This window comes from Variovorax sp. 20P10.2.4, assembly GCF_058244205.1.
On record NZ_JBZAYE010000380.1, the window covers coordinates 1 to 7,314 of the forward strand.

At 70.8% G+C, this 7,314-nt stretch carries 6 protein-coding genes and 1 pseudogene; all 7 read right to left on the bottom strand.

From position 1 onward, the window contains the following. A pseudogene (locus AC27VN_RS27530) lies at positions 1-519 on the bottom strand (hypothetical protein); the annotation flags it as partial. A gap of 23 nt (positions 520-542) precedes the next feature. After that, on the bottom strand, positions 543-1,193 hold the full coding sequence (locus AC27VN_RS27535; protein WP_490878588.1) for an FMN-binding negative transcriptional regulator: 651 nt from the start codon (positions 1,191-1,193) through the stop codon (positions 543-545). Between the two features lie 8 nt (positions 1,194-1,201). Continuing rightward, positions 1,202-2,188: an alpha/beta hydrolase fold domain-containing protein gene (locus tag AC27VN_RS27540; protein WP_490878589.1), complete on the bottom strand. Its 987-nt coding sequence runs from the start codon at positions 2,186-2,188 to the stop codon at positions 1,202-1,204. Further along, the gene (locus AC27VN_RS27545; RefSeq protein ID WP_490878590.1) at positions 2,185-3,852 is read right to left on the bottom strand and encodes an ABC transporter ATP-binding protein; all 1,668 of its coding nucleotides are present in this window, start codon (positions 3,850-3,852) and stop codon (positions 2,185-2,187) included. Before AC27VN_RS27545 ends, AC27VN_RS27540 begins: the two co-directional genes overlap by 4 nt. Beyond that, on the bottom strand, positions 3,849-4,661 hold the full coding sequence (locus tag AC27VN_RS27550) for an ABC transporter permease (RefSeq protein WP_057595421.1): 813 nt from the start codon (positions 4,659-4,661) through the stop codon (positions 3,849-3,851). Before AC27VN_RS27550 ends, AC27VN_RS27545 begins: the two co-directional genes overlap by 4 nt. Further along, positions 4,661-5,605, bottom strand: coding sequence for an ABC transporter permease (locus AC27VN_RS27555; RefSeq protein WP_490878591.1), 945 nt, complete (start codon positions 5,603-5,605; stop codon positions 4,661-4,663). The genes AC27VN_RS27550 and AC27VN_RS27555 overlap by 1 nt, the downstream gene beginning before the upstream one ends. A gap of 16 nt (positions 5,606-5,621) precedes the next feature. Then, complete coding sequence (locus AC27VN_RS27560; RefSeq protein ID WP_490878592.1) at positions 5,622-7,226, bottom strand: ABC transporter substrate-binding protein; 1,605 nt, start codon at positions 7,224-7,226, stop codon at positions 5,622-5,624. Between the last annotated feature and the right edge of the window lie 88 nt (positions 7,227-7,314).

The window sequence follows — 7,314 nt, forward strand, 5'->3', positions numbered from 1 at the left end:
GCCGCCATCGGCATCGGGCGCGTCGCCGCGCAGCTCGACGTTGACGGTCATCGGCAGGCGCGACTGCATCGCGCTCGTGCGGTAGGCGAGGCGGTACACGAGCCGGGTTTCGCCGCAGGCGCCGTCCTGGAACGGGCGGCGGTCCATGCGGTTGGCCACGCCCACCAGTTCGAAGAAGGCATCGGAGCTCGCGAGCCAGCGTGCGTCGAACAGGCGGTGCGGGTACTTGGCGATGCCGACGCCGGCCTGCTTGTCGCGGCGCTGGATGGCTGCCAGGCTGGCGCCGATGGGGTCGGCGATGGAGCGCCACGCATTCGAACGCATCAGCGCCTGGTTGCTCGCGATGCCGTCGGCGGCCGGCGTCTCCGCCAGCCAGTGCGCGAAGCCGGCACCGGACTTCTCGGCGGCCTGCAGCGCAGCGGGCTCGGTGACGAGCAGCAGCGGCTCGGCCGCTTGGGCGGTGGCAAAGAGGGAGGCCAGCGCGAGGCCGGCGAGCAGGCGGTGGGGAAGCAGCGGCACGCGGACCATTGTGCCGCGACGCTTCACGCGCTCGCGGCGGTCTCCATCCGCGCGCGCATCATCCGCGCCACGGCCACGCCCTGCGGCTCGCCGAGCCGCTCGAGCGCAGCGATCACGCCGCGCCGGTCTTCCTCCGAGCGATCCTGGTTGAGCTTGAACTTGCCCTCGAGCGATTGCACGGGAATCTCCACCGCCGCGATCATGTCGAGCCGCGGCGCGACGAAGTCGAAGGGCATGGCGTCGAAGTCCCAGCTGCCCGCGCATTCGGCGCGCAGCGGCGTGTCGTAGACCGCGACGGTGCGGCGCAGCACGGCGTGGATCGCCATGCGCTCCTCGATCACGCGCGGCGTGCCGCGTGCATGGATCGCCGTGTAGTTCCAGGTCGGAAAGGTGCTCTGCTTGACGTACCAGCTCGGCGTGACGAAGGCATGCGGGCCCTGGAAGATCACCAGCGCCTCGCGGCCCGCGCGCAGGTCCTCGAGCTGCGGGTTCTTCCGCGCGAGATGGGTGGTGAGCAGGCCCGCCTCGCCGTCTCGCGCATCGAGCAGGAAGGGCAGGTGGGTGGCGCTGGCGCCGGCCGGACCGACGGTGACCAGCGTGGCGAAGCTCCAGGCGCGCATGCCTTCGTGCAGCGTCGCGAGCTCGGCTTCTACATAGGGCTTGGGCGTGTACATGCGGCGGCTCAGCGCGTGGCGAGGTCGCGCAGCCAGCGCACCGAATCGTCGAACGCGCGCCCGGCCACGTCGGCGACCGAGACCGCCTCGAGGAAGCCGTGGATGGTGCCGGGGTAGAGCGTCTCGCTGACAGCCACGCCGGCTTCGCGCAGCCGCGTGGCCATCAGCCGGTTGTCGTCGTACAGCGGGTCGCATTCGGTGACCACCATGCAGGCCGGCGGCAGGCCTTCGAGCCGGGCCAAGAGGCTGTGCAGGCGCGGGTCGGCGAAGTCGGCCGGGCCGCGCGCATAGAGGCCGTAGAACCACAGCATCATGTGCAGCGACAGGCCGTACTCGCCCGCGCCGTAGCGCACCACCGATTCGCGGTAGAGCTCGGTGCTGTAGGCGCCGTAGTTCAGCAGCATCCCGCGCGGCAGTGCGTCGCCCTCGTCGCGCAGCACCAGGCAGGCGCCGACCGAGAGATTGGCGCCGGCCGAGTCGCCGCCGATGAAGAGCTGCGCGGGATCGATGTCGAGTGTGCCCGCATGGGCGGCCAGCCAGCGCATCACGTCCACGCATTCGTCGTGCGGCTGCGGAAAGCGTGCCTCGGGGGCGCGCGTGTAGTCGATGCCGATCACCGCGATGCCGGCGCGGCCCGCGTACTCGCGCATCACGCGGTCGTGGGTGTCGAGGCTGAACAGCACGAAGCCGCCGCCGTGGATGTAGACCAGCGCGCCCTGCAGCGCGCGCTGCGCGGGGTAGTGCACGCGGATGCGAACTTCGCCATGGCGCGTAGGCACGCGGTGGTCGACGCTGCGCGCCATCTCGGGCCCGCCTCGCGTCCACGGCGCGCGCACCTTCTCGGCATTGGCGCGGCCCTCGGCGATGGGAATGGTGTGGCGCTTCGGATAGCGCGCGCCCTCGGCGCCCATCAGGCGCATGAACTCGACGATCTGCGGATCGAGCGGCGGCGGGGCGCTGGGATGCTGCCAGCTGTAGGGCAAGGGGGAGGTCACGCGAAGGCTTTCTCGGGAACGGGTTGGATGTCGATGGCGGGTTCGGCCAGCTCGTGCAGCGGCCGCGGCGTGGCCGCCAGCAGCGCCTGGGTGTAGGCATGGCGAGGCTGGTCGAACACCGCGTCGCGCGCGCCCTGCTCCACGATGCGGCCGCGCTCCATCACGATCACGCGGTCGGCGATCTGCTCGACGGCCGCGAGGTCGTGGCTGATGAACAGGCAGGCGAAGCCATGGTGCTGCTGCAGGCTCTGGAACAGGCGCAGCACCTGGGCCTGGATCGTCATGTCGAGCGCGGAAACCGGCTCGTCGGCCACCACGAAGGCCGGCCGGCGCACCAGCGCGCGCGCGATCGCCACGCGCTGGCGCTGGCCGCCCGAGAGCTCGTGCGGATAGCGCGCGCCCAGGCCGTCGAGGCCGACCTCGTCGAGCGTCTCGGCCACGCGGTGCATGCGTGCCGCCGCATCGAGCTCGGGCAGGTGGCGCAGCGGCTCGGCCACGATCTCCTGCACGCGCATGCGCGGGTCGAGCGAGGAGAAGGGGTCCTGGAACACGAGCTGGCAGGCCAGCCGGAAGCGGTGCAGCGCGGCGCGGCCGGCGGTGCGCACGTCCTCGCCGCGGAACAGGATCTGCCCGGCGTTCGAGGGCGCGAGCCGCAGGATGGCGCGGCCCAGCGTGGTCTTGCCCGAGCCGCTGCCGCCCACCAGCGCGACCATCTCGCCCGGGTGGATGTCGAGGTCGAGCGCGTCGATGACGGGCACCGGCAGCTGGCGCTTGAAGAAGCCCAGGCGCGCGCCGGGGTAGCTCACGCCGAGGCCGCGCACCTGCAGCAGCGGCTGGCGGGTCTCGGTCGCCGCCTGCTTGGCGGCTTGGCGGCGCGGCAGCGCGTCGACCAGCTTGCGCGTGTAGGCCTGCTTCGGCGCGACGAGGATCGAGGGCACCTCGCCGGTCTCGACCAGCCGACCCTTCTCGAGCACGATCGCGCGCTGCGCATAGCGGCCCACCAGGCCGAGGTTGTGCGTGATCAGCAGCACGGCCGTGCCGTTGTCGCGCGCCAGTTCGACCATCAGGTCGAGCACCTCGCGCTGGCTCAGGGTGTCGAGCGCGGTGGTGGGCTCGTCGGCGATCAGCAGGCGCGGCTTCAGCAGCATCACGCTCGCAAGCATGATGCGCTGGCGCATGCCGCCCGAGAACTCGTGCGGATAGGCCTGCATGCAGCGCTCGGGGTCGGCGATCTGCACGCGGCGCAGCATCTCGAGGCTGCGCGCGCGGATCTCGGCGGCCGACAGCCGGTGGTGCATGCGCAGGCCCTCGGCCATCTGCTCGCCGATGCGGTGCACCGGGTTGAGCGAGACCATCGGCTCCTGGAACACCATGCCGATGCCTGGGCCGCGGATCGGCCGCATGGCCTGCGCGTCGTGCCGGCTCAGGTCCTGGCCGTCGAACACGATGCGCCCGCCGGTCTGCGCGATGCCCGGCGGCAGCAGTTGCAGGATGGCGCGCGCGGCCATGGTCTTGCCGCTGCCCGATTCGCCGACCACGGCGAGGAATTCGCCGGGCCGGACTTCGAACGAGAGATCGTGCACCAGCGGCTGGGTGCCGTGGCGCAGCTCGATCCTCAGGTGCTCGACCGAAAGAACAGGAGAGGGGTTGGAAGAGGCGCTCATGACTTCTCCGTCCGCGGATCGAGCCGGTCGCGCAGCGATTCGCCCAGCAGGTTGATGCCCAGCAGCGTGAGCGCGATGCACAGGCCTGGCACCACGCACAGCCAGACGGCCGAGACCATGTAGGGGCGCGCGCTCGAGAGCATGTTGCCCCAGGTGGGTGCCGGCGGCGGCACGCCCAGGCCCAGGAAGCTCAGCGCGCTCTCCGACAGCAGCACCCAGCCGAACATGCTGGTGGCCAGCACGGCGACCGGTGCCACACAGTTCGGCAGGATGTGGCGCCACATGGTGTAGATCTCGCCGTTGCCGATCATGCGCGAGGCCTCGACGTATTCGCGCTCGCGCAGCGACAGCACGGTGCCGCGCACCACGCGCACCACCGAGGGCGCGTAGGCCAGGCTCAGCGCGAGCACGATGCCCCACTGGTTGGCGCCCACGATCACCATCACGGCCAGCGCCAGCAGCAGGCCCGGGAAGGCCAGCAGCGTGTCGTTGAAGGCCATCAGCACGCGGTCGGTCCAGCCGCGCACGAAGCCCGCGACCACGCCCACCACCAGCCCGATGGCGGTGGCCAGCGCGACCGTGAGCAGCGCCACCAGGCAGCTGGTGGAGGCGGCGCGCATCGCGCGGCTGGCCACGTCGCGGCCGAACTCGTCGGTGCCGAGCCAGTGCGCCATCGAGGGCGCCTGCAGCTTGGACTTGAGGTCGATGCCGACCGGGTTGTAGGGCGTCCAGACGGCCGCCACCACGGCCAGCACCAGCAGCGTGGCGATCAGCACGCCGCCCACCAGGGTATGGGTCTTGATCTTCATCACTGCACCGACACCCGCGGATCGAACAGGGGATAGCACATGTCCACGACCAGGTTGATGACCACGTAGATGCAGGCGGTGAACAGCAGGCAGCCCTGCAGCACCGGGTAGTCGCGCGCGAAGATCGAATCGATCATCAGGCGACCGAGGCCGGGCAGGGTGAACACCGTCTCGAGCACCGCGATGCCGCTGAGCAGGTGGCCGAGGATCAGTCCGATCATGGTCAGCGTGGGATTGAATGCATTGGGCAGCACGTGGCGGCGCAGCACCTGCGACTCGGGCACGCCCTTGGCGCGCGCATGCGTCACGTACTCGAGCCGCAGGATCTCGATGGTGCTGGCGCGCGACATGCGCGTGAGCACGCCGGTCTCGACCAGCACCAGCGTGACGATCGGCAGGATCACGTAGAGCACGCCCTGCGAGAAGCTCTCGGACAGCGGCACGTAGCCCACCACCGGCAGCCAGTGCAGGTACTGGCCGAAGAACATCAGCAGCAGCAGGCCGAGCCAGAAGCTCGGCACCGAGAGCATCAGCGTGGCCGCGCCGATGATGGCGAGGTCGGTGGGGCGGTCCTTGCGCCAGGCGGCGACCAGGCCGGCGGGCACGGCGATCAGCGAGGCCAGCGCCACCGCGACCAGCACGATGACGGCGCTGACCTGGAAGCGTTCCCAGATCAGCGGCAGCACCGGCAGGCCGTTGGTGGTGGAGACGCCGAGGTCGCCGCCCAGCGCCTGGCGCAGCCAGACCAGGTACTGCAGCGGCAGCGGCTGATCGAGGCCCATCTGGCGGCGCATCGATTCGAGCTGGGCCGGGTCGGCCCCTTCGCCGAGCATCAGCAGCATCGGGTCGCCCGGGATCAGCCGCATCAGCGCGAAGACCGCGATGGAGACCAGCAGCAGCGTCGGGATCGTCATCGCGATCCGGCGCAGGAGGTAGGCGGGCATGAAGGCGTGGCCCCCGTCAGCCGCCGGCGGCTGCCAGCCGCACGTTCCAGAAGCGCGGCTTGGCCGGCGCCCAGCCCTTGAAGCCGACCACGTTCTTGCGCATGGCGGTGGCGTCGCTGGCGTTGAACAGCACGATCATCGGCACGTCCTGCAGCATCTGCTGGTGCATCTCGTCGAACAGCACCTGGCGCCGTGCCTTGTCGCGCGAGACCATGGTCTCGGCCAGCCGGGTCTGGGCGAAGGCGCTGTCCCAGACCTTGCGCGGCTGCGCGGCCTTGTCGCCCGACACCATCTCGTAGTTGAGCGCGGGATCGATGCGCGCCGAGTAGACGAAGGCCATGCTCTGGTACTGGCCCTTGGTGTAGCGGTCGAGCTGGGTGGCCCAGTCGAGCACCTCGAGCTCGATGTTGATGCCGGCCTCGGTCGCCATGGCCTGCACCAGCACGGCGGCCGAGTAGAGCGCCTCGTAGCGCTTGTTGGCGATCATGCGGATCGGCTGGCCGCGGTAGCCGGCCTCGGCCAGCAGCTTCTTCGCGGCGGCGATGTCTCGCTTGAAGCCGCCGGCCTGCGCCGCGTCGTAGTAGGGGCTGGTCGAGGGCACGACCGAGTTGTTGACGGCCGACAGGCCCTCGGTGACCGAGCGCGCGATCTCGGGCGTGTCGAGCGCCAGCGCCAGCGCGCGGCGGATGCGCACGTCCTTGAGCACGGGGTCGTTGGTCTGCAGCAGCAGCGCGACCATGGTCATCACCGGCGTGGTGTCCACGCGCACGTCGCCGCGGCCGCGCATCTCGATCACGTCCGACGGGCTGGGGCTGATGAAGGCGTCGATGCCGCCGCTGTAGAGCGCGGCCTTGGCCGCGGCCGAGTCGGGGATGACGACGAAGCGCAGGTTCTCGACCTCGGCCTTCTTGCCGCCCGTGAGGCCGTCGCGCGGCTCGGCGCGCGCGGTGTAGCCGTCGAAGCGGGTGAGCTCCACGTACTGGCCGCGCTTCCATTCCTTGAGCTTGTAGGGGCCGGTGCCCACCGGCTCCTTCCACTGGCCGTCGGCGCCGACCGAGCTGCGGTGCAGGATGGCCGCGCCGCCGCAGTCGGGCCGCGCCATCATGGTGAGGAACAGCGCGCTCGCGCGGTCGAGCTTGAACACCACCGTCTTCGGGCTCGGCGCCTCCACCGAGAGCACCTTGGTCATACCCTTGCCGTCGAACTCGCTGAGGCAGCGCCAGCCACTGGTGGGCTTGAGGTAGCGCTGCCAGCTCCAGACCACGTCGTCGGCCGTGAGCGTGGCGCCGTTCTGGAACTTCACGCCGTCGCGCAGCGTGAAGGTGTAGCTCAGGCCATCGGCCGAGGTGTCGACCTTGCTCGCGAGCATGGGGCCGACCGAGGTGTCCTCGCGCAGCGCGACCAGGCCCTCGCCGACGTGCAGCAGCACGTTGTCGGTGTTGTCGTCGCGGTTGCCGCCGGGGTCGGTGCTGCGGATATCCGAGTTGATCTGGATGCGCAGCGTCTGGCCGGCGCCGGGCGCGCCCTGGGCGAAGGCGGTGCCGGCGGCGAGGCCGAGCGCGAGCAGGGCGGTGGCGCGCGAGACGGAAGGCGGGCGGGCGGGGGGCACGGGTGGGTTCATGGCAAACACTCCTGGCGGGGGCTGGGCCGGTCGGGATCGGATCGGGAGGAACTCAGAGGGAATATTCGGTGAAGCGGTGGGCCTTGAA

What these genes read in the sequence shown, in the direction of transcription:
- AC27VN_RS27550 (WP_057595421.1), bottom strand. Translation starts at nt 4,661, where the DNA reads ATGAAGATCAAGACCCATACCCTGGTGGGCGGCGTGCTGATCGCCACG.
- AC27VN_RS27560 (WP_490878592.1), bottom strand. Translation starts at nt 7,226, where the DNA reads ATGAACCCACCCGTGCCCCCCGCCCGCCCGCCTTCCGTCTCGCGCGCC.
- AC27VN_RS27535 (WP_490878588.1), bottom strand. Translation starts at nt 1,193, where the DNA reads ATGTACACGCCCAAGCCCTATGTAGAAGCCGAGCTCGCGACGCTGCAC.
- AC27VN_RS27545 (WP_490878590.1), bottom strand. Translation starts at nt 3,852, where the DNA reads ATGAGCGCCTCTTCCAACCCCTCTCCTGTTCTTTCGGTCGAGCACCTG.
- AC27VN_RS27555 (WP_490878591.1), bottom strand. Translation starts at nt 5,605, where the DNA reads ATGCCCGCCTACCTCCTGCGCCGGATCGCGATGACGATCCCGACGCTG.